Source organism: Streptomyces sp. CAU 1734 (genome assembly GCF_039888735.1).
In the GTDB taxonomy this organism is placed as follows: domain Bacteria; phylum Actinomycetota; class Actinomycetes; order Streptomycetales; family Streptomycetaceae; genus Streptomyces.
On sequence record NZ_JBDQQP010000021.1, the window covers coordinates 1 to 26967 of the forward strand.

General features: G+C 73.4%; 20 protein-coding genes, 3 pseudogenes and 1 riboswitch. Of the genes and pseudogenes, 14 read left to right on the forward strand and 9 right to left on the reverse strand.

Features of this window, described 5'->3' with window-relative positions:
- Nucleotides 1–118 precede the first annotated feature (118 nt).
- Nucleotides 119–994 (forward strand): annotated as a pseudogene (locus AAFN69_RS30830) (ATP-binding cassette domain-containing protein); the annotation flags it as partial.
- Nucleotides 995–1010: 16 nt separating this feature from the next.
- On the opposite strand, the gene AAFN69_RS30835 reads toward AAFN69_RS30830, so the two are convergent.
- The gene (locus AAFN69_RS30835; protein WP_347732180.1) at nucleotides 1011–2102 is read right to left on the reverse strand and encodes an NAD(P)-binding domain-containing protein; all 1092 of its coding nucleotides are present in this window, start codon (nucleotides 2100–2102) and stop codon (nucleotides 1011–1013) included.
- 129 nt (nucleotides 2103–2231) lie between these two features.
- Nucleotides 2232–5870 carry a cobaltochelatase subunit CobN gene (cobN, locus tag AAFN69_RS30840; RefSeq protein WP_347732181.1) on the reverse strand — a complete coding sequence of 1213 codons (3639 nt, stop codon included), beginning with the start codon at nucleotides 5868–5870 and terminating at the stop codon, nucleotides 2232–2234.
- 53 nt (nucleotides 5871–5923) lie between these two features.
- A riboswitch (cobalamin riboswitch) is annotated at nucleotides 5924–6001 on the reverse strand.
- Between the two features lie 114 nt (nucleotides 6002–6115).
- Here cobN and AAFN69_RS30845 point away from each other — a divergent pair.
- From AAFN69_RS30845 to AAFN69_RS30860, 4 genes and pseudogenes are all read left to right on the forward strand, one after another.
- Nucleotides 6116–6811: pseudogene (locus AAFN69_RS30845) on the forward strand (hypothetical protein); the annotation flags it as partial.
- Between the two features lie 822 nt (nucleotides 6812–7633).
- Nucleotides 7634–8149 (forward strand): annotated as a pseudogene (locus AAFN69_RS30850) (hypothetical protein); the annotation flags it as partial.
- A 52-nt stretch (nucleotides 8150–8201) separates the two neighbouring features.
- Nucleotides 8202–8828: a precorrin-8X methylmutase gene (locus AAFN69_RS30855; RefSeq protein ID WP_347732182.1), complete on the forward strand. Its 627-nt coding sequence runs from the start codon at nucleotides 8202–8204 to the stop codon at nucleotides 8826–8828.
- 2 nt (nucleotides 8829–8830) lie between these two features.
- A complete protein-coding gene (locus AAFN69_RS30860) occupies nucleotides 8831–10330 on the forward strand; it encodes a precorrin-2 C(20)-methyltransferase (RefSeq protein WP_347732279.1) in 1500 nt (499 codons plus the stop codon).
- Between the two features lie 50 nt (nucleotides 10331–10380).
- On the opposite strand, the gene AAFN69_RS30865 is transcribed toward AAFN69_RS30860, so the two are convergent.
- From AAFN69_RS30865 to cbiE, 4 genes are read right to left on the reverse strand one after another with little or no spacing between them, the layout of a single operon-like run.
- On the reverse strand, nucleotides 10381–10647 hold the full coding sequence (locus AAFN69_RS30865; protein WP_347732183.1) for a hypothetical protein: 267 nt from the start codon (nucleotides 10645–10647) through the stop codon (nucleotides 10381–10383).
- A 41-nt stretch (nucleotides 10648–10688) separates the two neighbouring features.
- A complete protein-coding gene (locus AAFN69_RS30870; protein ID WP_347732184.1) occupies nucleotides 10689–11477 on the reverse strand; it encodes a cobalt-precorrin-6A reductase in 789 nt (262 codons plus the stop codon).
- Between the two features lie 13 nt (nucleotides 11478–11490).
- Nucleotides 11491–12267, reverse strand: coding sequence for a precorrin-4 C(11)-methyltransferase (cobM, locus tag AAFN69_RS30875; protein ID WP_347732185.1), 777 nt, complete (start codon nucleotides 12265–12267; stop codon nucleotides 11491–11493).
- A complete protein-coding gene (gene cbiE / locus AAFN69_RS30880; protein ID WP_347732186.1) occupies nucleotides 12264–13547 on the reverse strand; it encodes a precorrin-6y C5,15-methyltransferase (decarboxylating) subunit CbiE in 1284 nt (427 codons plus the stop codon). Before cbiE ends, cobM begins: the two co-directional genes overlap by 4 nt.
- A 312-nt stretch (nucleotides 13548–13859) precedes the next feature.
- Here cbiE and AAFN69_RS30885 point away from each other — a divergent pair, with 312 nt between their 5' ends.
- On the forward strand, nucleotides 13860–14402 hold the full coding sequence (locus AAFN69_RS30885) for a sigma-70 family RNA polymerase sigma factor (protein WP_347732187.1): 543 nt from the start codon (nucleotides 13860–13862) through the stop codon (nucleotides 14400–14402).
- Entirely contained in the window at nucleotides 14402–14668 is a 267-nt protein-coding gene (locus AAFN69_RS30890) for a hypothetical protein (protein WP_347732188.1), read from the forward strand. The genes AAFN69_RS30885 and AAFN69_RS30890 overlap by 1 nt, the downstream gene beginning before the upstream one ends.
- 144 nt (nucleotides 14669–14812) lie before the next feature.
- Here AAFN69_RS30890 and AAFN69_RS30895 read toward each other — a convergent pair whose 3' ends face one another.
- Nucleotides 14813–15406 (reverse strand): DoxX family protein, encoded by a 594-nt coding sequence (locus AAFN69_RS30895; RefSeq protein ID WP_347732189.1) that lies wholly within the window; start codon nucleotides 15404–15406, stop codon nucleotides 14813–14815.
- Between the two features lie 1056 nt (nucleotides 15407–16462).
- On the opposite strand from AAFN69_RS30895, the gene AAFN69_RS30900 reads away from it, so the two are divergent.
- The 5 genes from AAFN69_RS30900 to AAFN69_RS30920 all read left to right on the forward strand — a co-directional run bounded on the left by AAFN69_RS30900 (nucleotide 16463) and on the right by AAFN69_RS30920 (nucleotide 21597).
- Nucleotides 16463–17350, forward strand: coding sequence for an ABC transporter substrate-binding protein (locus AAFN69_RS30900; RefSeq protein WP_347732190.1), 888 nt, complete (start codon nucleotides 16463–16465; stop codon nucleotides 17348–17350).
- An 8-nt stretch (nucleotides 17351–17358) separates the two neighbouring features.
- On the forward strand, nucleotides 17359–18324 hold the full coding sequence (locus AAFN69_RS30905) for an amino acid ABC transporter permease (RefSeq protein ID WP_347732191.1): 966 nt from the start codon (nucleotides 17359–17361) through the stop codon (nucleotides 18322–18324).
- A gap of 77 nt (nucleotides 18325–18401) precedes the next feature.
- Complete coding sequence (locus tag AAFN69_RS30910; RefSeq protein WP_347732280.1) at nucleotides 18402–19145, forward strand: amino acid ABC transporter ATP-binding protein; 744 nt, start codon at nucleotides 18402–18404, stop codon at nucleotides 19143–19145.
- Entirely contained in the window at nucleotides 19145–20749 is a 1605-nt protein-coding gene (locus tag AAFN69_RS30915; protein ID WP_347732192.1) for a D-aminoacylase, read from the forward strand. Before AAFN69_RS30910 ends, AAFN69_RS30915 begins: the two co-directional genes overlap by 1 nt.
- Nucleotides 20746–21597 (forward strand): serine hydrolase, encoded by an 852-nt coding sequence (locus AAFN69_RS30920; protein WP_347732193.1) that lies wholly within the window; start codon nucleotides 20746–20748, stop codon nucleotides 21595–21597. The genes AAFN69_RS30915 and AAFN69_RS30920 overlap by 4 nt, the downstream gene beginning before the upstream one ends.
- Nucleotides 21598–21766: 169 nt before the next feature.
- Here AAFN69_RS30920 and AAFN69_RS30925 read toward each other — a convergent pair whose 3' ends face one another.
- Nucleotides 21767–22690, reverse strand: coding sequence for a LysR family transcriptional regulator (locus AAFN69_RS30925; RefSeq protein WP_347732194.1), 924 nt, complete (start codon nucleotides 22688–22690; stop codon nucleotides 21767–21769).
- A 44-nt stretch (nucleotides 22691–22734) separates the two neighbouring features.
- A complete protein-coding gene (gene lysA, locus AAFN69_RS30930) occupies nucleotides 22735–24075 on the reverse strand; it encodes a diaminopimelate decarboxylase (protein ID WP_347732195.1) in 1341 nt (446 codons plus the stop codon).
- 575 nt (nucleotides 24076–24650) lie between these two features.
- On the opposite strand from lysA, the gene AAFN69_RS30935 reads away from it, so the two are divergent.
- Together AAFN69_RS30935 and AAFN69_RS30940 are read left to right on the forward strand one after the other, a co-directional pair.
- A complete protein-coding gene (locus tag AAFN69_RS30935) occupies nucleotides 24651–24854 on the forward strand; it encodes a cold-shock protein (protein WP_018536328.1) in 204 nt (67 codons plus the stop codon).
- A 426-nt stretch (nucleotides 24855–25280) separates the two neighbouring features.
- Nucleotides 25281–26846 carry a DEAD/DEAH box helicase gene (locus tag AAFN69_RS30940; RefSeq protein ID WP_347732196.1) on the forward strand — a complete coding sequence of 522 codons (1566 nt, stop codon included), beginning with the start codon at nucleotides 25281–25283 and terminating at the stop codon, nucleotides 26844–26846.
- Nucleotides 26847–26967 lie beyond the last annotated feature (121 nt).

Sequence of the window (26967 nt, forward strand, 5' to 3'; positions counted from 1 at the left end):
GATGCGAGCATCCTGCGGTGGGCGGCCAACTCGGCACGGGCCGTGACTTCCTGATCTTCAGCCAAGGGAACTCCATGTGTGAGGAGACTTGAAGAGACTACGTGCTTTCTCAATGTTCAGCCTGCTCTCCACCGGTGTCGACATGCAGACCTCGCTCGCGCTCTTCCAGCGCATCTTCGAGTATCTGGATCTGCCCGTGGACATCACCGAGCCCGAGCAGCCGGTCCGGCTGGAGACGATCCGGGGCGAGGTCCGCTTCGAGAAGGTCGTCTTCTCCTACGAGCCCGGTCAGGAGCGCCGGACGCTGGACGATGTGGAGGTGACCGTCCCGGCCGGCGGCAGCCTCGCGGTCGTCGGTCCCACCGGATCCGGCAAGTCCACCCTCAGCCATCTGGTGCCCCGGCTCTACGACGTCACCGGCGGCAGGGTCACCCTCGACGGCGTGGATGTGCGCGAGCTGGACTTCGACACCCTGGCCCGGGCGGTGGGAGTCGTCTCCCAGGAGACCTATCTCTTCCACGCCTCGGTCGCCGACAACCTCCGCTTCGCCAAGCCGGACGCCACCGGCGCGGAGATCGAGGCGGCGGCCCGCGCCGCACAGATCCACGACCACATCGCGGCACTCCCGGACGGCTACGACACCCTGGTGGGGGAGCGCGGGCACCGGTTCTCCGGCGGCGAGAAGCAGCGGCTGGCCATCGCCCGCACCATTCTGCGCGACCCGCCGGTACTGATCCTGGACGAGGCGACCAGCGCGCTCGACACCCGTACCGAGCGGGCGGTGCAGCAGGCCATCGACGCGCTCTCCGCGGGCCGCACCACCATCACCATCGCGCACCGGCTCTCCACCGTGCGGGGCGCCGACTCCATCGTCGTGCTCGACGCGGGCCGCATCGCCGAGCAGGGCACCCATCAGCAGCTGCTCGATCTGGACGGCCGCTATGCGGCACTGGTGCGCAGCGACGCGCGGGCGTCCCTTCCGGTCGCCTCCTGAGCGGGCCGTTCCGGGCTCACCCCGCCGGCGCGGGCTCGCGCTCCAGCAGCCGCCCGATCTCGCGGACCGCCGCCCGCCCGGCCCGGTTGGCGCCGATGGTGGAGGCGGAGGGCCCGTACCCGACCAGATGGACCCGGGGATCCCGGACGGCACGGGTGCCGTCCATCCGGATCCCGCCGCCCGGCTCGCGCAGCCGCAGCGGGGCGAGATGGCCGGTCGCCGGCCGGAAGCCGGTCGCCCACAGGATCACATCGGCGGAGACCGGGCCGGTGGCGCCGTCGTCCCAGGCCACCCCGGAGGCGGTGATCCGGTCGAACATCGGCAGCCGGTCCAGCACCCCCTCCTCCCGGGCCCGCCGGACGGCGTCATTGAGCGGCAGCCCGGTCACCGAGACGACACTGAGCGGCGGCAGCCCCAGCCGTACCCGCTCCTCCACCCGCGCCACCGCCGCCCGGCCCGCCTCCTGGTCGAAGGTGCCCTCCACGAAGACGGGCGGCCGGCGGGTCACCCAGGTGGTCTCCGCCGCGTACGGCGCGATCTCCATCAGATGCTGGGTCCCCGACGCGCCCCCGCCCACCACGATCACCCGCTGCCCGGCGAACTCCCCGGGACCCCGGTATCCGGCGGTGTGCAGCTGCCGCCCGAGGAAGGTCTCCTGCCCCGGGTGGCGCGGCACGAAGGGCCGGTCCCAGGTGCCGGTGGCGCTGACGACCGCCCGCGCCGACCAGATCCCCTCGGAGCTGTCGACCAGCAGCCGGCCGCCGTCCCCCTCCCGCACCGAGGAGACCGCGACGGGCCGGTGCACCCGCAGGCCGAAGCGCTCCTCGTACGCCGCGAAGTACTCGCCGATCACCTCGGAGGAGGGCCGGGACCCGTCCGCGCCGGTGAGCTCCATGCCGGGCAGGGCGTGCATGCCGTGCACCCTGCCGTAGGTCAGCGAGGGCCAGCGGTACTGCCAGGCGCCGCCCGGCCGGGGCGAGTGGTCGAGCACCACGAAGTCCCGGTCCGGGACCAGGCCGGTCCGGCGCAGATGGTGGGCGGCCGAGAGCCCCGCCTGCCCGGCGCCGATGACCACCACATCGATCTCACGCACCCCAGAGTTGTTCACGTTTCTACCAACCGGGGGGTCGCGATGATTCTTCCCGCGCGCCGTGCGCCGTGCGGAGCGAGCCGTGAGGACCGGGCCGCGCGGTACGGATGCGGGCGTGCCGCATCCGTACCGCATCCCGCCACCGGGTCAGGCGTCGTCGCCCTCCAGCCGTCCTTCCGTCTCCAGGTAGACGGCGCGCAGCGCGGCCAGCGTCTCCGGATCGGGAGTGGCCCACATGCCGCGCGACTCCGCCTCCAGCAGCCGCTCCGCGATCCCGTGCAGCGCCCAGGGGTTGGCCTCCTGGAGGAACTTCTGGTTCACCGGGTCCAGGACATAGGTCTCGGTGAGCTTGTCGTACATCCAGTCGGCCACCACACCCGTCGTGGCGTCGTAGCCGAAGAGGTAGTCGACCGTCGCCGCCAGCTCGAAGGCTCCCTTGTAGCCGTGGCGGCGCATCGCCTCGATCCACTTGGGGTTCACCACCCGGGCCCGGAAGACCCGGGAGGTCTCCTCCACCAGCGTGCGGGTGCGGACCGTCTCGGGGCGGGTGGAGTCACCGATGTACGCCTCCGGGGCGGTGCCCCGCAGCGCGCGGACGGTGGCCACCATGCCGCCGTGGTACTGGAAGTAGTCGTCCGAGTCCGCGATGTCGTGCTCACGGGTGTCGGTGTTCTTCGCCGCCACCGCGATCCGCTTGTACGCCGTCTCCATCTCGGCCCTGGCCGGACGGCCCTCCAGCTCCCTGCCGTAGGCATAGCCGCCCCACACCGTGTAGACCTCCGCGAGATCGGCGTCGGTGCGCCAGTTCTGGGAGTCGATCAGCTGGAGCAGCCCCGCGCCGTAGGTGCCGGGACGGGAGCCGAAGATACGGGTGGTGGCCCGGCGCTCGTCGCCGTGCTCCGCCAGATCCGCCTGGGCGTGGGCGCGGATGAAATTGCTCTCCGCCGGCTCGTCGAGCCCCGCGGCCAGGCGCACGGCGTCGTCCAGCAGCCCGATGGTGTGCGGGAAGGCGTCCCGGAAGAAGCCGGAGATCCGCAGGGTCACATCGACACGGGGACGGCCGAGGTCCGCGAGCGGAATCGCCTCCAGCCCGGTCACCCGGCGGGACGCGTCGTCCCAGACCGGCCGTACGCCCAGCAGTGCGAGGGCCTCGGCCACATCGTCACCGGCGGTGCGCATCGCGCTCGTACCCCAGAGGGAGAGCCCCACCGAGGTCGGCCAGTCGCCGTTGTCCGTGCGGTAGCGGTCGAGGAGGGAGTCCGCCAGCGCCTGCCCGGTCTCCCAGGCCAGCCGGGACGGAATCGCCTTGGGGTCGACCGAGTAGAAGTTCCGGCCGGTCGGCAGGACATTGACGAGCCCGCGCAGGGGCGAGCCGGACGGGCCCGCCGGGACGAAGCCGCCGTTCAGCGCGTGGACGACATGGTCGAGCTCATCGGTGGTCGCCGCGAGCCGGGGCACCACCTCCAGGGCCGCGAACCGCAGAATGTCCGCGACCGCATCGCCGTGCCCGTCCGGCACCGCCGCCGGGTCCCATCCGGCGTCGTCCATCGCCTGGACGAGCGCCCTGGCCGCCTCCTCCGCCGCGTCCGCCGTGGTGCGGGTGGCCGCCGACTCGTCGAGTCCCAGCGCCTCCCGCAGCCCCGGCAGCGCCTGGGTGCCGCCCCAGATCTGACGGGCCCGCAGAATCGCGAGGACCAGATTGACCCGGTCGGCACCGGCCGGCGCCTGGCCGAGCACATGCAGCCCGTCCCGGATCTGGGCGTCCTTGACCTCGCAGAGCCAGCCGTCGACATGGAGCAGGAAGTCGTCGAAGCCGTCGTCGTCCGGGCGGTCCGCGAGACCGAGGTCGTGGTCGAGCCGGGCGGCCTGGATCAGCGTCCAGATCTGGGCACGGATCGCCGGGAGCTTCGCCGGGTCCATGGAGGAGATCTGCGCGTACTCGTCGAGCAGCTGCTCCAGCCGGGCGATGTCCCCGTAGGAGTCGGCCCGCGCCATCGGCGGCACCAGATGGTCGACCAGGGTCGCGTGCACCCGGCGCTTGGCCTGGGTGCCCTCGCCCGGGTCATTGACCAGGAAGGGGTAGACGAGGGGCAGATCGCCCAGCGCCGCGTCCGGTCCGCAGGCGGCGGAGAGACCGGCGTTCTTGCCGGGCAGCCATTCGAGATTGCCGTGCTTGCCCAGGTGGATCATGGCGTCGGCGCCGAAACCGCCGTCCTCGGCGGCGGCCGCGATCCACCGGTAGGCGGCGAGGTAGTGGTGCGACGGCGGCAGATCGGGGTCGTGGTAGATCGCGATCGGGTTCTCGCCGAAGCCGCGCGGCGGCTGGATGACGATCAGCAGATTGCCGCGCCGCAGCGCCGCGAGGACGATGTCGCCCTCCGGATTGCGGCTGCGGTCCAGGAACATCTCGCCCGGGGCCGGACCCCAGTGCTCCTCCACCGCCGTGCGCAGCTCCTCGGGGAGCGTCGCGTACCAGCGCCGGTAGTCGGCGGCCGGGATGCGGACCGGGTTGCGGGCCAGCTGCTCCTCGGTGAGCCAGTTCTGGTCGTGGCCGCCCGCCTCGATCAGCTCGCGGATCAGTTCGTCGCCGTCGCCGGAGGCGAGCCCGGGAACCGCACCGTCGGTCTCGGCGTTCCCGAAGTCGTATCCCTCCTCGCGCAGCCGGCGCAGCAGCGCGACCGCGCTCGCGGGGGTGTCGAGACCGACCGCGTTGCCGATCCGGGAGTGCTTGGTCGGGTAGGCGGAGAGCACCAGGGCGATGCGCTTCTCCGCCGCCGGTATGTGGCGCAGCCGCGCGTGCCGGACCGCGATCCCGGCGACCCGCGCCGCCCGTTCGGGGTCGGCCACATAGGCCGGGAGCCCGTCCGCGTCGATCTCCTTGAAGGAGAACGGCACGGTGATCAGCCGCCCGTCGAACTCCGGCACCGCGATCTGGCTCGCGGCGTCCAGCGGCGAGACACCCTCGTCGTTCCGCTCCCAGTCGCCGCGCGACCCGGTCAGACAGAGCGCCTGGAGGATCGGTACGTCGAGTCCGGTCAGCGCGCCCGCGTCCCAGGAGTCGTCGTCACCGCCCGCGGACGCCTCGGCGGGCTTGGTGCCGCCCGCCGCGAGCACCGTGGTGACGATGGCGTCCGCCGCCCGCAGCTCCTCGATCAGCTCCGGCTCGGGGGCGCGCAGCGAGGCCACGTAGAGGGGCAGCGCCCGCGCGCCCGCGTCCTCGATCGCGCCGCAGAGGGCGTCCACGAAAGCCGTGTTCCCGCTCATGTGGTGCGCGCGGTAGTAGAGCACCGCGATGGTGGTGTTCCCTGTGCCTGTCCCTGTGCCTGTCCCTGTGCCTGTGCCGGTGCTCCGGGGGGTGCGCTCCAGCGGGCCCCAGGAGGGCGCGGAGGCCGGTGCCTCGAAGCCGTGGCCGGTCAGCAGCACGGTGTCGGAGAGGAATCGGGCGAGTTGTTCGAGATTGTCCGGTCCGCCGTGTGCCAGATAGGCATGGGCCTCGGCGGCCAGGCCGACCGGAACCGTGGAGGCCGCCATCAGCGAGGCGTCCGGAGCCTGTTCGCCGGTGAGCACCACCAGCGGCAGCCCGCTCGCGCGCACCTGGTCGAGCCCCTCCTCCCAGGCGCGCACCCCGCCCAGCAGGCGGACCACCACGAGTTCCGCGCCGTCCAGCAGTTGGGGGAGCTCGTCCAGCGGGAGGCGGGCGGGGTTGGCCCAGCGGTAGGCCACCGGGCCCCCCGCGGCGCGTGCGCTGAGCAGGTCGGTGTCCGACGTCGACAGAAGCAGTATCATGCGCGTTCGGCCTTCCTCGGGGTGTCCACGCCCCGGGCGGTGTCGGGCGACGGGAGTTCCTGGCTCACCGGCTCCGGGTACGGCCGGGTTCACAGTGGCGGGACCGCGCCGGATTCACACCGGGCTTCCTCCCCTGTCGCCTGCTGCGGCGATGGCGGGCCGGGTGGCCCGCCGATAGGCATAGTAAGGGTCACTGAGCGGGTGTGCCTCATACCGGCTGGGATGAGGTCGGTATGCTCGCCGCCATGCCGACCAACCCCAGCGACGCCATCCTCGCAGAGAAAGCCCCGTTCCGGGGCCGGGATGACGCCTGCCCGGGTTCGCTCCGTCTGCACAGCGCGGACGACGGCGCCCTCGCACGGGTCCGAATACCCGGCGGAGAGCTGACCACGGCTCAGGCGGACACCCTCGCGGACGCGGCCCTCGGGCTGGGGGACGGCGACCTCCATCTCACCTCGCGCGGCAATGTGCAGCTGCGCGGCCTCGGCGGTGAGTGCGGCGGCGAACTCGCCCGGCTGCTCGGCCGGTCCGGGCTGCTGCCCTCCCCGGCGCACGAGCGGATGCGGAACATCGTCGCCTCCCCGCTCGCCGGTCTCGACCGCCCCGCCGACCGGTCCCGGACGGACACCGGGGACTGGCCCGCGCGCCTGGACGCCCTTCTGTGCGGCAGCGAGCGCGCCGCCGCTCTCTCCGGCCGCTTCCTCTTCGCGGTGGACGACGGCCGGGGCGATGTGGACGCCCTCGGCGCCGACCTCACCCTCCTCGCCCGCGACCGGGGCACGGCCGCCCTGCGGGTCGGGGGCACCCCGACCCTCGTCCTGCTCCCGGCGGCGGAAGCCCCGCGCGCCGCGCTGCTCGCCGCCGAAACCTTTCTCTCGGCGGCTGCCGATTTCTCCGCGGCCGCCGAGGGGGCGGGCGCCTGGCGGGTCGCCGATCTGCCGCACTCGGGCGCGGGGTTGCCGGACGCGGTCCTGGCCGCGCTGCGGTCGGCCGGAATCACGGTCCTGGGAACCGTCGACCACCCCCGCCCGGCGGAGGTGTCCCCGCCCGCGCACGGCGTGCTGGGCGGCGCGGATCCCGCCGGAGAGGGAGTGGGTGCTCCGGGCGCCGCGCGCGGGGCCGACGCGATCGGGCTCGTGCCGTCGTTGTCCGCCGTCGCCGATGGCGGTGCGGTGCGCCCGTCCGCCGGCGCCGCCGGGGCGGGTGGTTCGGACGAGACCGAAGCGGCCGGGCCCGTGTCGCCGTTGTCCGCCGCAGCCGATGGCGGTGCGGTGCGCCCGTCCGCCGGCGCCGCCGTGCCGGGTACGGACGGGGAGGGAGCGGGTGCTCCGGGGGCCGTGACGCCGCCTCCGGCGGGTGCGGGCGGTCCGGTGCGGCTCCCGGACGAGACCGGTGCGGCCCGCTCCGTATCGCCGTTGCCCGCCGCGGCGGACGGTGGTCCGGTGCGCTCACCCGCCGACGCCGACGCCGACACCGCCGGTGCGGGCGCGGACGGGGGCGTACCGCGTGCTCCGGAGTCCGTGCCGGTGCGCTCACCGCACGCGGCCGGGCCCGTACCACCGGCGCCCTCCACCGGGGACGGTGGTCCCGCGTACGCCGCCGGGACGCCGGCGCCGGCCCGGCCGCCGCACGGTGCCGGTGCGGCCCGCCCCGTAACGCCGTTGCCCGCCCCGGCGGACCCGGACAGCGGTCCGGCGCACCCGCCCGCGGACACCGGCGGCACGACCACGACCCCGAGGACACCCGAGCCCCCCACCCGCGTCGCGCTCAGCGTCGGTGTCCCCCTCGGCCGGATCACCCCCGGCCAGTGGCGGATCCTGACCGACACCGCCCGCCGGTACGGCAACGGCCGGCTCCGGCTGACCCCGTGGCGCGGGGTGATCATTCCGGGGCTGGCGCCCGGAGAGGCGGACGCCCGGCTCGCCGCGCTCGCCGCCGCCGGGCTGATCACCGGGCCGGAGTCCCCCTGGACCGGTGTCGGCGCCTGTATCGGCCGGCCGGGCTGTGCCAAATCCCTCGCCGATGTGCGCGCCGCGGCGCGGGAGACCGGACCCGCCGCCGCCCCGCCCCCCGGAGCGGTGGCGCTCCCCGTGTACTGGTCCGGCTGTGAACGCCGGTGCGGCCACCCCCACGGGGAGTGGACCGATGTGCTCGCGGTCCCCGGCGGATACCGGGTCACCCGGGTCCGCGTCACCGGCACCGTCACCGGCACGGCCCTCCTCGACGATCCCGCCGAACTCGCGGACGCGGTGCGCACCGCCCGCCGCCCCCAAGGCTGACCCGCCGCCCCGGCACCGGCCTCCCGAACAGAACGAAGAAAGTGACAGCAGAGTGTTCGAGTACGAGAAAGACGGACCGGCGATCTACCGCCAGTCCTTCGCCACCATCCGCGCCGAGGCGGATCTCGCGGGACTGCCCGCCGATGTCAGCCAGGTCGCGGTACGCATGATCCACGCCTGCGGCATGGTGGACCTGGTACGCGATCTGGCCTGGACCCCGGGGGTGGTGGCCCGCGCCCGCGAGGCGCTGCGCGCCGGCGCGCCCGTCCTCTGTGATGTGGCCATGGTCGCCAGCGGGGTCACCCGCAAACGGCTCCCCGCGGACAACGAGGTGATCTGCACCCTCTCCGACCCCTCGGTGCCCGCGCTCGCCGCCCGCCTCGGCACCACCCGGAGCGCCGCCGCGCTCGACCTCTGGCTCGACCGGCTCGACGGCGCCGTGGTCGCCGTCGGCAACGCCCCCACCGCCCTCTTCCGGCTGCTCGAAATGATCGAGGCCGGCGCCCCCCGCCCCGCCGCGGTCATCGGTGTACCGGTCGGCTTCATCGGAGCCGCCGAGTCCAAGGACGCGCTCGCCGCGCACCCGTCCGGCCTGGAACACCTGGTCGTGCGCGGCCGGCGCGGCGGCAGCGCCATAGCCGCCGCCGCGCTCAACGCCATCGCCAGCGAGGAGGAGTGAACATGCCAGCCGGCGGCAAGGTCCTGCTGTACGGAGTCGGGCTCGGGCCCGGCGATCCGTCGCTGATGACCGTACGGGCCGTGGAGGTCATCGCCGCGGCCGATGTGGTCGCGTACCACTCGGCCCGGCACGGCCGCTCCATCGCCCGCTCGATCGCCGCGAAGCACCTCCGCGCCGATCACATCGAGGAACCGCTGGTCTATCCGCTCACCACGGAGACCACCGACCACCCCGGCGGCTACCGGGGCGCCCTCAACGACTTCTACGAGGAGGCGGCGGCCAGGCTGGCCGTCCATCTCGACGCCGGGCGCACCGTGGCCGTGCTCGCGGAGGGCGACCCGCTCTTCTACGGCTCCTACCAGCACATGCACAAGCGGCTGGCCCACCGCTATCCGACCGAGGTGATCCCCGGTGTGACCTCGGTGAGCGCCGCCGCCGCCCGGCTCGGCGAGCCGCTGGTGGAGGCCGATGAGGTGCTCACCATCCTCCCCGGCACCCTGCCCGAGGAAGAGCTCACCGCACGTCTCGCGGCCACCGACTCCGCGGTCGTGATGAAGCTGGGCCGCACCTTCACCAAGGTGCGCGGCGCGCTGGAGAGCTCCGGCCGGCTGGACGAGGCCCGCTATGTCGAGCGCGCCACCATGCCGGGCGAGCGCACCGGCGCGCTGGCCGCGATCGACCCCGAGTCGGTGCCGTATTTCTCGGTGGCCGTACTGCCGAGCCGGATCGACGCCGCGCCGAGGGAGCACACCCGGGGCGAGGTCGTCGTGGTCGGTACCGGACCGGCCGGACCGCTCTGGCTCACCCCCGAGAGCCGGGGCGCGCTGGCCGCCGCCGATGATCTGGTCGGCTATGTCACCTATGTGGACCGGGTGCCGGTGCGTCCGGGGCAGCTCCGGCACTGCTCCGACAACCGGGTCGAGTCCGAGCGCGCCGAGTTCGCGCTCCAACTGGCGATGCGCGGACGCCGGGTGGCGGTGGTCTCCGGCGGCGACCCGGGAATCTTCGCGATGGCCACCGCCGTACTGGAGGTCGCCGCACGGCCCGAGTACGCGGATGTGCCGGTGCGCGTGCTGCCCGGAGTGACCGCGGCCAACGCCGCCGCCGCCCGCGCGGGCGCGCCGCTCGGCCACGACTACGCCACGATCTCGCTCTCCGACCGCCTCAAACCCTGGGAGGTCATCGCCGAACGGCTGCGCGCCGCCGCGTCGGCCGATCTGGTGCTCGCGCTCTACAACCCGGGCTCCAGGAGCCGCACCTGGCAGGTGGGCAAGGCCCGTGACCTGCTCCTGGAGATCCGCGCCGCGGAGACCCCGGTGGTACTCGGCCGGGACATCGGCGGTCCGGAGGAGTCCGTACGGATCGTGGCCCTCGGCGAACTCGACCCGGCGGAGGTCGACATGCGCACCGTGCTGCTGATCGGCTCCTCGCAGACCCGGACCGTACGGCGCGGAAACGGCGAGCGGATCGTCTGGACCCCGCGCCGCTACCCGGAACGCTGACCCCCGACGCCTCCGGGCCCTCTGGTGAGAGGGGCCGGAGGCGGTCGCGGTCAGTACGGCCGGGGGATCCCGTGGGCCTCCAGAGCCGCGGCATACCGCGCGAGCAGGGCATCGAGATCGGCGGCCAGATAGCCCGCGGTCTCCCGCGCCAGAGCGAGATCGCCCTGGTCACAGGCGTCCAGCACCTCGGCGAGATCGCCGCGGAGCACACTGAGCGAATCGCCCTGCACCACGATCCCGGGGAACTGGCGGCCCGGCATCCGCACCACGGCGTCATTCCCGCCGTCCGTGAACAGTTCGATCTCCACCCGCTTCATGGCGCTATCCCATCCGATGCGTGCGTGCTGCACCAACAGTTTCACGGAGCCGCCGGGCGGCTCTGCGGAGATCCCGCGCCGAGCCGTTCCCGTACCCACCGGGCCGCCGCCCCGGCGTCCGGCACGACCGGGATCCCGCCGGGCGCCGGCGGCCTGCGGACCACCACCACCGGCAGTCCGGCCTCCCGGGCGGCCGTCAGCTTCGGCGCGGTCGCCGCACCCCCGCTGTCCTTGGTCACCACCACATCGACACGGTGCCTGCGCAGCAGCTCCCGCTCCCCGGCGAGCGTGAAGGGCCCCCGGGCCGGCAGCACCTCCATCCGCGCGGGACACGGCCCCTCGGGCGGATCGACGGAGCGGACGAGAAACCAGAGCGCGTCGAGCCCGGCGAAGGCCGGCAGACCGGTGCGGCCGGTGGTGAGGAACACCCGCCGCCCGAGCGCGGGCAGCATCCCGGCGGCCTCCTCCAGCGATCCCGCCGTGTGCCAGTCGTCCCCCTCGACCGCCGTCCACCCGGGCCTGCGCAGTGCCAGCAGCGGTACGCCGCCGGCCGCCGCCGCCCCGGCCGCGTGGAAGCTCATGGTGCCGGCGAACGGGTGCGTGGCGTCGACCAGCAGATCCACCCGGTGCTCGCGCAGCCACCGCGCCAGCCCGTCCGCCCCGCCGAAACCGCCCACCCGGACCTCACCCGGCGGCAGCCGGGGCGCGGCGACCCGCCCGGCGAGCGAACTGGTCACCCGAGGCGGCGCGGCGGACGTCCCGGCCGGGGCGCACAGCAGCTCCGCCAGCCCCCGGGCCTCCGTCGTCCCGCCCAGAATCAGTACATGCACACCGGACCCCCGCTCACCGGGGCGGAGCGACGGCCGGCGGCAGGCACGCGTGCCGCTCGCGGCCGGCCGAATACAGATGGCTGTCGCCGAACTGCACGGCGCCCAGCGTCCGGCCGACCATGATGACGGCGGTCCGCAGCACCCCCGCCTCCCTCACCTGGTCGGCGATGGTCTCCAGCGTGCCGCGCAGCACCAGCTCATCCGGCCGGGAGGCCAGCGCGACCACGGCGGCCGGGCAGTCGGCGCCGTAGTGCGGTGTCAGCTCCGCCACCACCCGCTCCGTGTACCGCATCGCGAGATGGAGCACGATCAGCGCTCCGCTCCGCCCCAGGGTGGCCAGATCCTCGCCCGCCGGCATCGCGGTGGCCCGGTTGGCGACCCGGGTGAGGATGACGGTCTGGCCGACCGTGGGCACCGTCAGCTCCCGCTTGAGCGCCGCCGCCGCGGCCGCGAAGGCGGGCACCCCGGGCACCACCTCATAGGGCACCCCCGCCGCGTCCAGCCGCCGCATCTGCTCGGCGACCGCGCTGAAGACCGAGGGGTCACCGGAGTGCAGCCGGGCCACATCGTGCCCGGCCTCGTGCGCGGCGATCAGCTCGGCGGTGATCTCGTCCAGATTGAGCCGCGCGGTGTCCACCAGCCGGGCGTCCGGCGGGCACTCGGCCAGCAGCTCCGCCGGGACCAGGCTCCCCGCGTACAGACAGACCCGGCAGGCGGCCAGCGTCCGGGCGCCGCGCACCGTGATCAGGTCGGCGGCGCCGGGTCCGGCGCCGATGAAGTACACGGTCATGCGATCTCTCCTGAGGGGACGTGCGCGAGCGAGGGGGACGGCTTGGTGACGGACCACTGGGTCACCGGCATCGCCTGCCGCCAGCCGGTGAAGCCGCCGACCGGCACCGCGTGGGCGACCGCGAGCCGGACGAGTTCGCCGCCGTGCCGCCGGTACCACTCGGTCAGCACCGCCTCGGACTCCAGGGTGACGGTGTTGGCCACCAGCCGGCCGCCCGGCGGCAGCGCGTCCCAGCAGGCGCCGACCATCCCGGGCGCGGTCAGCCCGCCGCCGATGAACACGGCGTCCGGCACCGGCAGTCCGGCCAGCGCGGCGGGTGCCCGGCCGGTCACGACATCGAGCGCGGGCACCCCGAGGCGTTCCGCGTTGCCGCCGATCCGGGCGGCGCGCACCGGATCGCGCTCCACACTCAGGGCACGGCAGGAGGGGTGGGCGCGCATCCACTCGACGGCGATCGAGCCGGAGCCGCCGCCGATGTCCCACAGCAGCTCCCCGGGGGCGGGCGCCAGCGCGGCGAGGGTCGCGGCGCGCACGTACCTCTTGGTGAGCTGGCCGTCGTGCTCGTACGCCTCGTCCGGCAGCCCGGGCACGGCACCGAGCCGCGGTGTCCCCGGGTCGCGCCGGCACTCGACGGCGACGATGTTCAGCGCGGCGCCCGGCGGTGCGTCCCAGCCCTCGGCCGTGCCCGCCGTCACCGTCTCGTCCGGGGCGCCGAGCCGGGCGAGCACCCGCATCGGACTCGCCCCGAAACCGCGCTCCCGCAGCAGCCCGGCCACCTCGCCGGGGGTGGCGGCACCCGCGCTCAGCACCAGGACCCGGCGGCCGTCGTGGAGCACCGCGGCGAGCCGCGCGAGCGGCCGGCCGACGGCGCTGACGATCTCGGTCTCCTCCACCGGCCAGCCGAGCCGGGCACACGCGAGGGAGACGGACGACGGATGGGGCAGCACTCGCAGGCGCTCCGCCCCCACCTCTTCGGCGAGGGCCCGCCCGATGCCGTGGAACATGGGGTCACCACTGGCCAGCACGGCGATCCGGCGCCCCGCATGCGCCGCCAGGAGCCCGGCCACGGCGGGCCGCAGCGGCGACGGCCAGGCCACCCGCTCCCCGGCACAGGACTCCGGCACCAGCTCAAGCTGCCGCGCCCCGCCGATCAGCACCTCGGCCCCGGCCAGCGCCGCCCGCGAGGTCTCCGGCAGCCCCGCCCACCCGTCGGCCCCGATCCCGACCGCGGTCACGATCCCCGGGGCGGACGCGGATGGGGCTGGTGGTACGGAAGTCACGGCCGGGTTCCTTGCTCTGGGACGGCCGACGCCGGACGCGTCGGGGCACACCGGCCTCGACGGCCCGTGCAACCGGAACTTTACTGGCCGGGGTGCGCCCGGCCCCGCCCAGGTACGGCCCGTCCGGCGGTCGAACCACGCCGCCCGGAAGCCGGGTGAATCCTCCGGCGCCCCTCGTGCCTCTCATACATGTGCCCACACCATGGTGGGCGGTGAACACGGAGGTCCTCATGCTCGTCGCTGCCGTCACAACCGCGGCTGTACTCATCTGCCTCTGCACGGTCCTCGTGCTCCGCCGCCGGGCGCGCTCCCGTGGCTGACCCGACCTGGCCCGGCGAACAGCTGGTCATGGCCGCCCAGGGCGGCGACCCCGAGGCGACGGCGGCGCTGGTCTCCGGCTCCCATCCGCATGTGCGCCGCTTCGCCCACTCGCTGTGCGCCTCACCCGAGGACGCGGAGGACGCGGCGCAGGAGGCGCTGATCATCCTCTACCGGAAGATCGGGATGCTGCGGGCGGCCGGCGCGCTGTCCTCCTGGATGTTCCGGATCGTCCGCAATGAATGCCTGCGCCGGGTGAAGCAGTTGCGCCGCCCGGAGGAGTCCGCCGCCCCGCCGCGCGAGGGCCCCTCGGCCGAGGAGGAGGTACTGGAACGCCTGGAGGCGGACTGGGTGGTGAACGCGATCCTCGCGCTCCCCGCCGACCAGCGCCAGGTACTGATCATGCGCGACATCCAGGGCCGCAGCGGCCGCGCGACGGCCGCCGCCCTCGGCCTGACCCCGGCCGCGATGAAGTCCCGCCTGCACCGGGCCCGCGCGACCCTGCGGGCCGGTCTGCGTACCGGGGGAGAGCACTGATGGCCGGCCCTCCTCCCGCCTTCGCGAGCACCTCGGTCCCGCGCCATCTGGTGCGCGGGGCGGCGGGTTTCGGCGCCCTGGCGGGGTCGGTGCTGCTGTTGCCCGCGGTCGGCGTCTGGAGCCTGCTCCTGGCACCGCTGGGGCTGCTGGCGCTGCGGGGCTGTCCGATGTGCTGGACGATCGGGCTGGTGCGGACGGTGTCGATGGGGCGGCTGAAGCGGTCCTGCACCGACGGGCGGTGTGACATCACCGCAGGGAAGGGGTGAACCGCCGGGAAGGGATGAACCGCCGGATTCCCGCCCCGCGGCACCGGCGAAACGGCGCGGCCCCCGCGACAACGTGTCGCGGGGGCCGCCCCCGTGCGTGAGTCCGGGCGTCATCGGCGATCCCGGCCCCTGGTGATGCGGTCGCTATCCGGCGGCCCTGCGGTGGCGCGCGGCGCGGGCCGTGCGTTCGGCGGTCCGGGCGGGGCGGGCGAGGCGTTCATCGGCCGCCACGGCCAGGCAGGCGGCGATCAGCACCACGTTCTTGATCACGTACTGGCCCTCCAGGGTGGGAGTGGCCAGCTGCCCGTCCCACATCTCCCCGGGGAGGAAGAGCAGGGCTGAGAAGGTCCCGGCCATGTGGAGGAAGAAGGCGACGAGCACCGGGCGGAGCAGGATCCCGGTCAGCAGGCCCACGCCGATGGTGGTCTCGAAGAGGGCCAGCAGCGGGCGGGTGGCCTCCATCGGGACCAGGCCGAAGCAGAGGATGTCCATGGTTCTGGTGGCGACATCCTCCGCCGGGCTGGCGCTCGGCACGAACTTCATCGCCCCGAACCAGATGAAGATGAGACCGACGGAGACTCTGATCACGGTGGTGCTGTGCGGGCGGTAGTGACCCAGTGCGGTGCTGAGGACGGCCCGGCTCCGCGGGAGCCTCCCCGGCCGGTCCATGTGGAGGGGGTGCTCGGTGACGCTCTCCCGCGTGGTGGTGCCGGTCCGTCCTCCGATGTGACCCGTCATGGTGGAGTCCTTCCTGATGACGTGGGTCCCCGCGGGCGGCCCGCCGCGCGCTCGGCACGGGCGGGAGCCGTTCGTTTCCGTCTCGATCGATGGGCCGCGGGACGGCGCCCGGGGAGGGGACGTCTCCGGATCGAGTCGCGGGGATCGCTGTCGCACGCCCTGCCGCGCCGGTCGAGCGCGGGTCCCCAGGGTGTCGATGAGGGGACACCGCGGCGCGGTGGAGGCCGCGTCACGGTGCGGTACGGAAAGTGCCGGGTCGGGCGGTCGCCGCCCGGAGCGGTGGCCGAAGTGTCGTGTCCCGGCGGTGAGTTGATGTCCGCCGGCCCCGTGCCGTCCCCCGTGGACGGTGAGGTGTTCCGGCCGCCCCTCGGACGGTGTGCCGTTACCCGGGCGTGGTCGACACCGCCGGGTGCCCGGCGGCATCCGGCGGCGCGGTGGTCAGTGGCGGCCCGTACGCCGCTGGGGTGGGTACGCGGTGGTCCGCGCGGGTCTCATGCCGTCGGCGCCGGTCCGGACTGCCGGCGGGTACGCGGGAATCGCGGCGTGATCCACTCGGATCGGTGGCAGGCCGGCGTGACCGGTCCCGGCGGACGGGCCGTTCGGGCTCGCGCTCGGCACCGGCGAGGTGGGGGTTCGCCGGTTACGGGGCGTGAGGTGTGCGAACGGTGGTCGCGGAGACCCGGTCCCTGGTCCGGAGTCGTCGTCGGGGGAGTGGGGCTGAGGCGGGCGCGTCACTCCGGAGCGCTCCGGAGGCTTGTGTGCCCTCATGTGCGGCGTGATGGACGCCGACAGAATGCCTGTCAACGTGTAACTCCTTGTGGGGGGTTGATGAAACGGCGGCATGCGCTTGCATCGGATGACACGTTATAAGTTCGTATCCACTTCCGTAAAGGTCTGGACCAATATCCCTTTATCGCGCACGGCCGCGCGTGAATCGGCGCCGCAGGGCGAAGCGGTACCAAAAGTGATGCTCAGGCATGAATAGCTTCATCATCTTCCATTCACGGCAATCGGGCTGCCAGCATCGGCGCACCGTCACCGCATGAGGGAGAAACGATGACAAACCTCAGACGTCTGACCGCCACTGTCCTGCTGGCGGCCGTCGCTCTCGGGGCCACCGCCTGTGGCCGCTCCGACAAGGCCGGACCGGGCTCCGGCGGCGAGCCCGCCGCCGGGGGAGGATCCGGGACCGCCGCCGAGCTGCTGCCGGCCCAGTACAAGAAGAGCGGTGTGCTCCGGGTCGCCACCGCCGTCGGGTACCCGCCGATGGAGATGTACAAGCCCGGCACCACCGAACTGACCGGTGTCGACCCCGATCTGGCCGAGGCCATCGCCGGCGAACTCGGGCTCGAACTCGAACTCACCAACGCGGCATTCGACGGACTGATCCCCGGACTGAAATCGGGCCGCTTCGACCTGGTGATGTCGTCCATGACCGACAGCCCCCAGCGCCGGCAGGCCGTCGACTTCGTCGACTACTTCCGCACCGGCGGCGTGATCATGACGGAGAAGAAGAACCCCCAGGGGATCAAGACCCTGGCGGACCTCTGCGGAAAGGCCGTGGTCCTCGCCAAGGGCAGCTCCAACCTCGCCATCGGCGAGGAGCAGAACGCCAAATGCACGGAGAAGATGCGCATCTCGCAGAGCGAGGACGCCCCCACCGGCCTGCTCCAGCTCGGCAGCGGGCGAGCCGTCGCCACCATCGTCGACTATCCCGTCGCCCAGATGTTCGCCAAGAAGAACACGGCCTACCGGGTCCTGCCCACCCAGTACGGCACCGCGCCCTGGGGCATCGCCGTGGCGAAGAACCAGAGCGGACTCCGCGACGCCGTCCAGAAGGCCCTCCAGGGCCTCATCGACGACGGCGGCTACAAGAAGATCCTCGACACCTGGGGTGTCGGCGGCAGTGCGGTGCCCAGAGCCACCGTCAACGACGGCCAGTGAGGCGGGCGATGAACACCGACACGACCCCCGGCCGGCCGGGGCCCCCGCTCCACAAGGAGAGCACCGGGCCGGGAGGGGACGACGACCTCGCCCTGCGGGTGACCCGCAGGCCCCGGCCCGCGCGCTGGTTCGCCGTCGCCGGCGCTCTCCTGTTCACCGGCTGGCTGACCTGGACCGTCATCGTCAACCCCAACCTCCACTGGGACATCGTCGCCCGGTACCAGTTCGACGCGGTGATCCTGCGCGGCCTCTGGGTGACCGTCCAGCTCACCCTCGTCTCGATGATCACCGGTATCGCCATCGGTGTCCTCATCGCGGTGATGCAGCTCTCCGAGAACCCGGTGCTGCGCGTCATCGCCGGCGCCTACACCTGGTTCTTCCGGGGCACCCCCCTGCTGGTCCAGCTCATCTTCTGGTTCAACCTCGCCCTGCTCTTCCCGGTGATCAGCATCGGCGTCCCCTTCGACGGGCCGAAACTCGTCGAGTGGCAGACCAACGCGGTCATCACCGGATTCGTCGCCGCACTGCTGGGCCTCTCCATCAACGAGGGCGCCTACATGGCCGAGATCGTGCGCGCCGGAATCCAGAGCGTGGATCCCGGCCAGCGCGAGGCGGGTGCCTCCATCGGGATGTCGAACCGGCAGATCCTCTCCCGGGTCATCCTGCCGCAGGCGATGCGGGTGATCATCCCGCCGTTCGGCAACCAGTTCATCTCGATGCTCAAGACCACCTCGCTCGTCTCGGTCATCGCCGGAGCCGATCTGATGACCGTCTCCCAGCATCTCTACCTCGCCAACTTCGAGGTCATCGCCCTGCTGATGGTCGCCTCCATCTGGTACCTGGTGCTCACCACGGTCGCCAGCGTCGCCCAGCACTTCATCGAACGCCGGTACAGCCCCGGCGGCCGGCCCGTCCGCCGCAGAGTCCTGGCCAACCTGGTGCCCGGACGCACCGGAAAGGGAGCCACCGCGTGAACACCCCCACCACCCCCGCCGGCACCCCCGCCGAGGACACGGCGCCCGCGGACGGCGTCGTCCTCCGCGCCCGCGGCATACGGAAACGATTCGGCGACACCGAGGTCCTGACCGGTATCGACCTGGAGGTCCGCACCGGCGAGGTGCTCTGCGTCATCGGCCCCTCCGGATCCGGCAAATCCACCCTGCTGCGCTGCTTCAACCATCTGGAACGGATCGACGCCGGACGCGTCTGGATCGAGGGCGAACTCGTCGGCTGGGAACACCACGGCCCCGCCGGCCGGCTGCTGCGCGAACGCCGCCCCCGCGACATCCGGCGGCAGCGGGAACGCATCGGCATGGTCTTCCAGCGCTTCCACCTCTTCCCGCACCGCACCGCCGTCCAGAACGTGATGGAGGGCCCGCTCGCCGTCAAACGACGGTCCCGCGCCCTCGCCGCCGAACAGGCCCGCGAACTCCTCGACCGGGTCGGACTCGCCGACCGCGCCGACCACTACCCCGCCCAGCTCTCCGGCGGACAGCAGCAGCGCGTGGCCATCGCCCGCGCCCTCGCCATGGAACCCACCCTGATGCTCTTCGACGAACCCACCTCGGCGCTCGACCCCGAACTCGTCGGCGAGGTCCTCGGCGTCATGCGCGACCTCGCCCGCAGCGGAATGACCATGATCGTGGTCACCCATGAGATGGGCTTCGCCCGGGAGGTGGCCGACCGGGTCCTCTTCATGGACCAGGGCGCCGTCGTCGAATCCGGACACCCGGACGACCTCTTCACCGCCCCGCGCCACGACCGCACGCGGGCCTTCCTCTCGACGGTGCTGTGATGGGAGGCTCCCCCGGCCTGCTGCTGCGCGGCGGCACGGTCGTCGACGGAACCGGCGCCCCCGGCCGGGCGGCGGACGTCGCCGTCACCGACGGGCGGATCACCCTCCACCCGCCCGGCCGGTGCCGCGACGCCGCCGAGGTCATCGACGCAGGCGGGCAGATCGTCACCCCCGGATTCATCGATGTGCACACCCACTCCGACGCCCTGGCCACCACCCCGGACGACGCCCTCGAGGAACTGCGCCTGGCACCCCTGCTCCAGGGCGTCACCACCGAGATCTCCGGAAACTGCGGCACCAGCCTCTTCCCCGCCCTCCCCGAACGGCTCCCCGAACTCGCCGACCAGCTCCGTGTGGTCTTCGGGCTCGGACCCGTCCGGCCCGCCGCCGGCTTCGGCGCCTTCGCCGCCGCGCAGCTCCCGGCCCTGCGCCGGACCCACATCGCCTCGCTCGTCGGCCACGGCACCCTGCGCGCCGGGGTCATGGGCTTCGCCGCCCGCCCGCCCCGGCCCGCCGAACTGCGCACCATGTGCGCCCTCCTCGACCAAGCCCTCACCGAGGGCGCGGCCGGTTTCTCCACCGGGCTGATCTACCCGCCCGGCGCCTATGCCGACACCGGGGAGATCGTCGCGCTCGCCCGCGTCGCCGCCCGGCACAACAAGCCCTATGTGACCCATCTGCGGGATGAGATGTCCCAGGTGGAGACCGCGATCGAGGAAGCCCTGGAGATCGCGGCGCGCTCCGGGGCGCCCCTCCAGATCTCCCATCACAAGACCGCCGGCCGGCATGCCTGGGGAGCCACCCTGCGCACCCTGCCCCGGCTGGAGAGGGCCCGCGCGGAAGGAGTGGACGTGCTCTGCGACGTCTACCCGTACACCGCGGGCAGCACGGTCCTGCACGCCATGCTGCCGCCCTGGACCAATGACGGCGGAGTCGCCGCGCTGCTGGCCGGGCTGGACCGGAGCGAGGTGCGCGACCGGATCCGCAGGGACATCGCCGGCGGTGTGCCCGGCTGGGAGAACACCGTCGGCAACGGCGGCTGGGACCTCATCACCGTCGCCGCCGCCCGCACCCGGCCCGGGGCGGAGGGCCGCAGCATCGCCGAACTCGCCGCCGGCGCGGGGACCGACCCGGTGGAGTACGTCTGTGATCTGCTCCTGGCCGAACAGGGCGAGGTGACCATCATCAGCCACTCCATGCGCGAGGACGATGTCCGCCGGGTGCTCACCAGCCCGCTCTCCATGATCGGATCGGACGGGGTGCCCAAACCGGGCCGCCCGCACCCCCGCTGGGCGGGCACCTTCGCGCGGGTGCTCGGGCACTATGGGCGCGAGGAGCGCCTGCTGTCCCTGGAGAGTGCCGTGCACAAGATGACCGGTATGCCCGCCCGCCGGTTCGGGCTCACCGGGCGCGGAACCGTCCGCGACGGAGCCCGCGCTGATCTCGTCGTCCTCGACCCGGCCACCGTGCTGGACGCCGCCACCTTCGACCGGCCGCTGCTGCCCCCGGAGGGCGTCACCGCCGTGATCGTGGCGGGCCGGACCGCGGTACGCGACGGGCGGCCCACCCCGGTCCGCGCCGGAGAGGTGGTGAGGGTCCGATGAGCCTGGCCAGGCTGACCGCGGCGGCCCGCCGTTCGGCCGCGCTGCCGCTGGTCCTCGCCGTCTGGGCGGTCGATGTGGAGAGCGGGGAGAGCGCGGGCACCGACCAGGACACCGTCCTCCCGGTCGCCTCCGCCGCGAAACTCCTGCTGCTCGCCGAGGTCGCCCGCCGGCTCGACACCGGTGAACTCGCCCCCGAACAGCCCGTCGCCGTCCTCACCGGGGACCGGGCCGGCGGCACCGGACTGCTGGACCGGCTCAGCCGGCCCGGCTGGACGGTGGAGGACCTGTGCCGGCTCACCGCGGCCGTCAGCGACAACACCGCCACCAATGCCCTGCTCCGGCTGGTGGGCCGGGAGTCCACCGCGCGGCTCGCCGAACGGCTCGGCCTCACCCGACTCACCCTGCACGACCGGGTCCGCGACCACCGCGGCCCCGGCGTGCCGCCCGTCTTCGCCACCGGCACCGCCCGCGACCTGGCACTCCTGACCGCCCACGCGGTACGCGGGACCATGACCTCACCCGCGGCCTCCGCCCGCCTCCTGGACTGGATGCGCGGCAACACCGATCACGGTCTGGTCCCCGCCAACATCAGCCATGACCCGTACGCCCCCGGCTTCCCCGCCCCGCTCCCCGGCACCCTGCTGGTGGCCAACAAGACCGGCACCGACCCCGGCGTCCGCGCCGACGCGGGTGTCGTCGTCGGGGCGCGCCGGCTGGCGTACGCGGTGATCGCGCACTGGGACACCGCCCTCGGCCCCAGCACCGAACGGGCCGCCGTCCACGCCATCCGCGACATCGGCCGCACCCTCGCCTCCTGCGCCGGGCCGGGACGGACCCCGCCGGGGTGAGCACCGGGGCCGTACGGACACGGCGGTGTGCGCGCGGAGGCGGCCGTACGGGACACGATCGCCGGGTGAGCACCGGCCGCACCGACACGGCCGCGCACGCGCGGAGCCGGTCACCCGGGAGGGGTGACCGGCTCCGGCCGTGCCGCGGGGGAAGCACGCGCACGGCCGCTCAGGACCACTGCGTCTCCAGCAGCGAGCCGACCTCGCCCGCCGCCGCCCGCAGCTCCGCGAGAAAGGCCCGCAGCAGCGGGTTGCGATTGGTCGCCCGGGTGGCCACCCCGATCCGGCGGTGCAGCTGCGGATGGTCCAGCCGGCAGACGTGCACCCCGGCGGTGTCGCCCAGACCCAGCGCCGGAACGAGGGCGATGCCCATGCCCGCCCGCGCCAGATTGATCGTCACCTGGTAGTGGTCGCTGCGGCAGCGCACCCGGGGCAGAAAGCCCTCGGCCGCACAGGCCCGCTCCAGCACCGGCTCACCGGTGTCACCGCCCCGGGTGCCGATCCAGGTCTCGCCCTCCAGCGCGGCCAGCCGCACCACGGAGCGCCGCCCGAGACGGTGCCGCAGCGGCACCACGATCAGCTGGGGCTCGTCGAAGAACATCTCCACATCCACCGTCGCCCGGCGGCACCAGGGATCCAGCGGGTGCTCGAACACCACGGCGGCGTCCAGCCTGCCCCCCTCCAGATCCGGCACCAGCTCGTGCGGCTGGCCCAGGATCAGTTCCAGCTCCACCTGCGGACGGTTCGCCGCGAAGACGGACAGCGCCCGGGGCAGCAGCTCCAGCCCGGAGGAGGCGAAGAAACCGAGCCGCAGCAGCCCCGCCTCACCGGCCGAGTGCCCGCGCAGATCGTCCTGGGCCACGGCCATCAGATCCGCGATGGCCTGGGCATGCTCGGCCAGCCGCCGCCCGGCGGCGGTCAGCCGCAGACTCTGCGGCGCCCGCTCCACCAGCGCCACCCCGAGCTCCTGCTCCAGCCGTGCGAGCTGGTGCGAGATCGCCGACGGGCTCAGATGGAGCGCCTGGGCGGCACCCACGATGGTGCCGCTGCGGGCGATCTCCAGCAGCACGAGCAGACGGGCACTGTTCAGCATCGCCTCAGGCTAATCCGTCCGGCCGGTCCGCCCCGGAACACTCCCTACTCCCGCGCCGCGACGAGCTCACCGGCGACGGCGCCGAGGTCGTCGGCGGGGCCGCCCACATCCAGCCGGAGCAGATCGTTCTCGGTCTCCCGGCGCACCACCAGACGGGCCCGGCCGTCCCGGACGAAGACCACCGCCGGGCGCGGGAGCTTGTTGTAGTTGGAGGCCATGGCATGGCCGTACGCGCCGGTCACCGGGGTGGCCAGCAGATCCTGGACGCCGATGTCGGCGGGGAGCGCCGCATTGTCGATGATCACGTCGCCGCTCTCGCAGTGCTTGCCGACCAGCCGGGCCCGCAGCGGGCGCGGCGCCCGGGGGCTGCGCGGGAGAAACGCCTCGTACCGGCTGGAATAGAGCGCGGGACGCGGGTTGTCGCTCATCCCGCCGTCCACGCTCACATAGGTCCGCACACCCTCGATGCGCTTGACGGTGCCGACCCGGTACAGGGTCAGACCGGCGCGGGCGGCGATGGAGCGGCCCGGTTCGACGGAGAGCGGCCCCGTCCAGCCCGCGCCGCGCGCCGCCTCCCGTACCGCGTCCGCCCACTCGGCGAAGGACGCGGGCCGCCGGCCGGCCTCGTACGCCACGCCGAGTCCGCCGCCGACGGTGAGTTCGCGTACGCCCGTGTCCACCGCGAACCGTGCGATGGCCGCGGCGCCCGCGGCCAGCTCGGCCGCGTCCAGCACCTGGGAGCCCACATGGGCGTGTACGCCTTCGAGGATCATCGCGGGCGACTTCGCCGCCCGCCCGACCGCCACCAGGGCGACCCCGTCGGCCAGGCCGAAACCGAACTTCGAATCGTGTCCGCCGGTCCTGATGGACTCGTGGGCACCGGCGGCGACACCGGGCGCGACCCGCAGCAGCACCCGTACCGGGGGCAGCGCCTCGGTCCCGTGCAGACGCTCGATCCGGTCCATCTCGTCGAAGCTGTCGACCACCACATGACGCACCCCGGCGCGGGCGGCGGTGCGCAGCTCCGCCTCGTCCTTGTTGTTGCCGTGCAGCACGATCCGGCCGGCGGGAACCCCCGCCGAGAGCGCCACCCGCAACTCGCCCCCGGAGGCGACATCGAGCAGTACGCCCTCCTCATGGGCGAGGCGGGCCATCGCCGTGCAGAGAAACGCCTTGGAGGCGTACGCGACCCGGTCCCGGCCGAACGCGGCGACCGCCTCGCGGCAGCGCTGCCGCAGATGCTCCTCGTCGTACACGAAGAGGGGGGTGCCGAACCGCTCGGCGAGTTCGGTGAGCGCGACCCCGCCCACCGACAGACCCTCCGGGCCCTCCCGGGCGGTGAGCGGCAGCAGCTCCGGATCGATGGGCTCGGTGACCGGTGACATGGTTCCTCCCGTGGACGGACTCACCGGCCATCCTCCGGGGCCGGGCGGAGGCCGAAAAGCGCTTTCTTCCGGTGGTGAGCCTCAGCTTTTCCGTTGCTCGCGCGACACGGCCGGGCCGGCCGCCCCCGGTGACCGGCGGTGACCGGTTCCGTACGGAGGGGGTGCGGAGGCGGATGCCGCTCCGCCGGATCACCGGCGGGCGGGCCTCCGCGCCGGCCGGAAAGCGGCGCCCGGGAGTGCCGGGGCGCGCCGGGCGCCCGGAAACACCGGGGGGAAACAGGGGAAGCCGCCGAAGTGAACCCGGCGCGCCCGGCCGGTAAATTCCTTGGTACGCGGCGAGTGCGGATGGTTTCGGCACCCCGGAAAGGGGCCGGTGCTGTCCCTTCACTCGCACATCGTGCTACTGTGTATGAGTTGCAGTTGTGGTTCCCAAAGACTTCAAGTGCCTTGGATGGTTCGCCATCCGTCGGGCACTTTTGTATTTCCGGTTCTTTTCCGGATGGGGCAATCATCACGGCGACGCCGCGGATCGCAAGTTGCGGACCGCGAGCTCTGCCCCAGAAGGAGATTTTGACATGGCTACTGGCACCGTGAAGTGGTTCAACGCTGAAAAGGGCTTCGGCTTCATCGAGCAGGAGGGTGGCGGCCCGGACGTGTTCGCCCACTACTCCAACATCGCCACCCAGGGCTTCCGTGAGCTCCAGGAGGGCCAGAAGGTGAACTTCGACGTCACGCAGGGCCAGAAGGGCCCGCAGGCCGAGAACATCGTTCCCGCCTGACGCTTGAAGCGCGTATGACGTGACCGGGGCCCGCACCCAAGGGTGCGGGCCCCGGTCCGTTGCTGTGTGAGCGGGGCCGGCCCGAGGCCGTTCGCGCGGTGCCGTGTCCGCACGGTTCCCGCCGGCCATGGCGCGGGCCCCGCGTCGCCCGGGACACCGGGTGACACGGGTGTGCCGGGCCGCCTTCGCGGCGGCCCGGCCTCCCATGAAGCAGGCGGATACTGGTCGGTCCGCCCCCGTCCCCATGAATCCGGGCAGCTCTTGCCCATTCCGGTGGATCCCCGGCAGCTCATTGCCGGGCGGCGCTGCGCAGCACGCCGACGCGGCCGGTTGTCACCAGTTATGCAAACGGCTCGTTCCTGCAATTCATTCGGCTTTTCACCGCCGGGAATTCCTCGATACGTGCCCTGTCGAGGAAGGTTTTACATGAACCGCACCCCCCGTACCAACGACCGCTCCGCCAATTCCCGCAGGGGCGGCCCCGCCGCTTCCGGCCGCGGGACGCAGAACCGGAGCGGTGGCCGTTCCGGCGGCCAGGGCGGCCGCTCCGGCGGTCAGAACAACCGTTCCGGCGGCCAGGGGCGACGCCCCGCCGCGCTCCAGGGCGAGTTCGCCGTACCGGACACCATCACCCCCGCGCTTCCGCCGGTCGCCGCCTTCAGCGAGCTGGAGCTGCCGGAGGAGCTGCTGAAGACGCTCACCGGCCTCGGGGTGACCGAGCCCTTCCCCATCCAGGGCGCCACCCTGCCGAACTCGCTCGCGGGCCGCGATGTGCTCGGCCGCGGACGCACCGGATCGGGCAAGACCCTCGCCTTCGGCCTGGCGCTGCTCGCCCGGCTGGCGGGCGAGCGCGCCGAGTCCCGGCAGCCGCTGGGTCTGGTGCTGGTCCCCACCCGTGAGCTGGCCCAGCAGGTCACCGACGCGCTCACCCCCTACGCCAAGGCGCTGCGGCTGCGCATGGCGACCGTGGTCGGCGGACTCTCCATCGGCCGCCAGGCCGGTGCCCTGCGCGACGGCGCGGAGATCGTCGTCGCGACGCCCGGCCGCCTCAAGGACCTGATCGAGCGCAAGGACTGCCGCCTGGACCGGGTGCGCATCACCGTGCTCGACGAGGCCGACCAGATGGCCGACATGGGCTTCATGCCGCAGGTCACCCAGCTGCTCGACCAGGTGCGCCACGACGGGCAGCGGATGCTGTTCTCGGCCACCCTCGACCGCAATGTCGACCTGCTGGTGCGCCGTTACCTCCACGACCCGGTCGTGCACTCCGTCGACCCGTCCGCGGGCGCGGTCACCACGATGGAGCACCACGTCCTCCATGTGCAGGCGGCCGACAAGTTCGCCACGACCACCGAGATCGCGGCCCGCGACGGCCGGGTGATCATGTTCCTGGACACCAAGCGCGCGGTCGACCGGCTCACCAAGCACCTGCTGAGCAGCGGTGTGCGGGCGGCCGGCCTGCACGGCGGCAAGTCGCAGTCCCAGCGCACCCGCACGCTCGACCAGTTCAAGACGGGTCATGTGACCGTGCTGGTGGCGACCAATGTCGCCGCGCGCGGTATCCATGTCGACAATCTCGACCTCGTCGTCAATGTCGACCCGCCGGCCGACCACAAGGACTATCTGCACCGCGGCGGCCGTACCGCCAGGGCCGGTGAGTCCGGACTGGTCGTCACCCTCGTCCTGCCCGAGCAGCGCCGCGAGATGAACCGGCTGATGTCGGACGCCGGTATCGCCCCCCAGACCACCCAGGTCCGCTCGGGCGAGGCCGAACTGAGCCGTATCACCGGCGCGCAGGCCCCCTCCGGTGTACCGGTGACCGTCAGCGCGCCCGTGGTCCAGCGGCCCAAGCAGCGCGGCGGAGCGCCGTTCCGCGGCCGGGGCACCCGCCCGGGCCAGCCCGGCCGCGCCGCCGGCACCTCCCGCCGCACGGCGGAGTCGCGCCAGACCGCCGAGGCCCGCAAGGCCGCGCGGGTCCGCCGCAGCGCCTGATCCACCGGGGCCCCGGCCGGGGCCCGATGCCGTACGGCTCTCTCCGGCACCCGCCGGGGAGAGCCCCCGACAGGACGTCTCGCCGAGGCGTCCTGTCCGCGTTTGCGGCAATGGCCGCCTC

What these genes read in the sequence shown, in the direction of transcription:
- cobN (WP_347732181.1), bottom strand. Translation starts at nt 5,870, where the DNA reads ATGATACTGCTTCTGTCGACGTCGGACACCGACCTGCTCAGCGCACGC.
- AAFN69_RS30860 (WP_347732279.1), top strand. Translation starts at nt 8,831, where the DNA reads ATGCCAGCCGGCGGCAAGGTCCTGCTGTACGGAGTCGGGCTCGGGCCC.
- AAFN69_RS30865 (WP_347732183.1), bottom strand. Translation starts at nt 10,647, where the DNA reads ATGAAGCGGGTGGAGATCGAACTGTTCACGGACGGCGGGAATGACGCC.
- cobM (WP_347732185.1), bottom strand. Translation starts at nt 12,267, where the DNA reads ATGACCGTGTACTTCATCGGCGCCGGACCCGGCGCCGCCGACCTGATC.
- AAFN69_RS30890 (WP_347732188.1), top strand. Translation starts at nt 14,402, where the DNA reads ATGGCCGGCCCTCCTCCCGCCTTCGCGAGCACCTCGGTCCCGCGCCAT.
- AAFN69_RS30895 (WP_347732189.1), bottom strand. Translation starts at nt 15,406, where the DNA reads ATGACGGGTCACATCGGAGGACGGACCGGCACCACCACGCGGGAGAGC.
- AAFN69_RS30900 (WP_347732190.1), top strand. Translation starts at nt 16,463, where the DNA reads ATGACAAACCTCAGACGTCTGACCGCCACTGTCCTGCTGGCGGCCGTC.
- AAFN69_RS30905 (WP_347732191.1), top strand. Translation starts at nt 17,359, where the DNA reads ATGAACACCGACACGACCCCCGGCCGGCCGGGGCCCCCGCTCCACAAG.
- AAFN69_RS30915 (WP_347732192.1), top strand. Translation starts at nt 19,145, where the DNA reads ATGGGAGGCTCCCCCGGCCTGCTGCTGCGCGGCGGCACGGTCGTCGAC.
- AAFN69_RS30920 (WP_347732193.1), top strand. Translation starts at nt 20,746, where the DNA reads ATGAGCCTGGCCAGGCTGACCGCGGCGGCCCGCCGTTCGGCCGCGCTG.
- AAFN69_RS30925 (WP_347732194.1), bottom strand. Translation starts at nt 22,690, where the DNA reads ATGCTGAACAGTGCCCGTCTGCTCGTGCTGCTGGAGATCGCCCGCAGC.
- lysA (WP_347732195.1), bottom strand. Translation starts at nt 24,075, where the DNA reads ATGTCACCGGTCACCGAGCCCATCGATCCGGAGCTGCTGCCGCTCACC.
- AAFN69_RS30935 (WP_018536328.1), top strand. Translation starts at nt 24,651, where the DNA reads ATGGCTACTGGCACCGTGAAGTGGTTCAACGCTGAAAAGGGCTTCGGC.
- AAFN69_RS30940 (WP_347732196.1), top strand. Translation starts at nt 25,281, where the DNA reads ATGAACCGCACCCCCCGTACCAACGACCGCTCCGCCAATTCCCGCAGG.